This window comes from Nonomuraea sp. NPDC050643, assembly GCF_040654715.1.
Taxonomy (GTDB): Bacteria; Actinomycetota; Actinomycetes; order Streptosporangiales; family Streptosporangiaceae; genus Nonomuraea.
Genome location: NZ_JBFAIM010000167.1, coordinates 1 through 2,244, shown reverse-complemented (window position 1 = coordinate 2,244; position 2,244 = coordinate 1). Strand labels below are relative to the sequence as shown.

Sequence of the window (2,244 nt, the reverse complement as noted above, 5' to 3'; positions counted from 1 at the left end):
TTGGAGGTTCTGGGTCGTCGGGATCACCAGGTGAAGGTCCGTGGTCAGCGGGTCGAGTTCGGTGAGATCGAACGCGTCCTGCACCGCGTCCCCGGTGTCACCAACGCGATCGTCAAGGCGTTCGAGGCGGTCGCCACCGGTGACACCTATCTGGTGGGTTACCTCGTGCCCTCTCCGGGAGCGGTCCTGGACGTGGCGGCGATCCAGGCCGCGTTGCGCGCGAAACTGCCGGATTACATGGTCCCCGCCAGGATGGTGGTCCTGGACTCGCTGGTCCTCAACGCGACCGGCAAGGTCGATCGGATGGCGCTGGCCGAGCCCGAGCCGGAGGACGACCGTCCGGTCACGGGGGCGCGGCACTCGCTCGACGAGAGGGTGCTCTCCGCGGTCGCGTCGCTGTTCGGCGTCGACCGGGTCGGCATCGACGACGACTTCTTCGCCCTGGGCGGGAACTCCATCGCGGCGGTCAGGCTGTCGCAGCGGCTGCGCGCGGCGATCGGGGCCGAGGTGCCGGTGATGACCGTCTTCGACCACCCGATCCTGCGCGATCTCGCCGACGCGCTGGCGGCGGGCGGCGGCCAGGACCTGGCGGAGCGCCCAGAGCCGGACGCCGACCGGGCACGAACCCTGGAATGGGGCCGCGGCCCAGAGGTGGATCTCGGCTCGACGACCGTCGCGGAGCTGTTCGCGGCTCGGGCGGCCATGGACCCCGGTCGCGTGGCGGTGATCTGCGACGGACGCGAACTGACCTACGGCGAACTGGACGCCCGGGCGAACCGGCTGGCGCGAGGGCTGCGGCGCGCGCTGCCGTCGCATCCCGGCATCGAGACCTTCGTCGGAGTGCGGCTGCCGCGCTCGGAGCGGTTCCTGGTGGCGCTGCTGGCCGTGTGGAAGGCCGGTGCGGCCTATGTGCCGTTGGAGCCGAGACATCCGATCGAGCGTCATGCCCGGATGCTGGAACTGGCCGGGGTCGAGGTGGTGCTCTGCGACGAGCCCACCGACAGGCTGCCGGACTACCGGTGGCTCAGGTTCGCCGACCTGTCGGCCGAAGCCGACGACGGGGGAGAGGGCCAGGACGCGGCAGGTACGTTCGCCGGCCTGGACACGGCCGCGTACGTCATGTTCACCTCCGGCTCGACCGGCGAGCCGAAGGGCATCGTGATCGAGCACCGCTCGATGCTCAACCACGTGCTGGCCAAGACGGACTCCTACGAGGTCGGCCCCAGCACGCTGCTGGTGCAGAACGCTCCGGTCTCCGTCGACGTGGCGATCTGGCAGTTCTTCGCACCGCTGCTGGCCGGCGGCCGGGTACTGGTGCCCTCCGACGCCGAGATCACCGACCCGAAGGCCTTCTTGACGGTGCTGGACGACCGGACCGCGACCCTGATCGAGCTCGTCCCGAGCTTCCTGGCGGTCCTCCTGGACGAGCTGGACCTGCAGGATCCAGCACCCGGCACGGTCCTGGCCGGCCTTCGTCACGTGGTGCTGAACGCGGAGCCGCTCAAGCCGGTCCTGGTCGAGCGGTGGTATGCCCGTTTTCCTGAGGTGCCGCTGTCCAATGCCTACGGTGCGACCGAGACCGCCGACGACGTCATGCACCCCAGGACACGGGTTCCGGACGGCCTGGTCACGCCGACCGGTGGCCCGATCGCGAACACGTCGGTGTACGTGGTCGATGATGCTTTCCGGCCGGTTCCGGTCGGTGTGAAGGGTGAGATCGTGGTGGCCGGGGTGGCGGTGGGTCGTGGGTATCTGCATGGGGTGGGTGGGTCGGCTCGGGCGTTTCTCGGGGTGAATCCGGTGGAGCCTGGGCGTGGGGGGCGGGTGTATCGGACGGGTGATCTGGGCCGGTGGCGTCCGGATGGTCAGTTGGAGGTTCTGGGTCGTCGGGATCACCAGGTGAAGGTCCGTGGTCAGCGGGTCGAGTTCGGTGAGATCGAACGCGTCCTGCACCGCGTCCCCGGGGTGGCCGACGCCGTCGTCAAGGGGTTTCCCCAGCCGGGCGGCGATCACGATCTCGTGGCCTACCTGCTGCCGTCGCCTCGCGCGGCGCTGGACGTCGAGGAGATCCGGGCCGCCTTGCGGGCGAAGCTGCCGGATTTCATGATCCCGGCGCGCTTTGTGATCTCCGAGACGTTCGCGCTGACCACGACCGGCAAGGTCGATCGGATGGCGCTGGCCGAGCCCGAGCCGGAGGACGACCGTCCGGTCACGGGGGCGCGGCACTCGCTCGACGAGAGGGTG

General features: G+C 70.0%; 1 protein-coding gene. It reads left to right on the top strand.

Annotated features, from left to right (window positions below):
- Positions 1-30: 30 nt before the first annotated feature.
- Positions 31-2,244: amino acid adenylation domain-containing protein (locus AB0I15_RS66720; RefSeq protein WP_358121143.1), on the top strand; the 2,214-nt coding region annotated here is incomplete at its 3' end.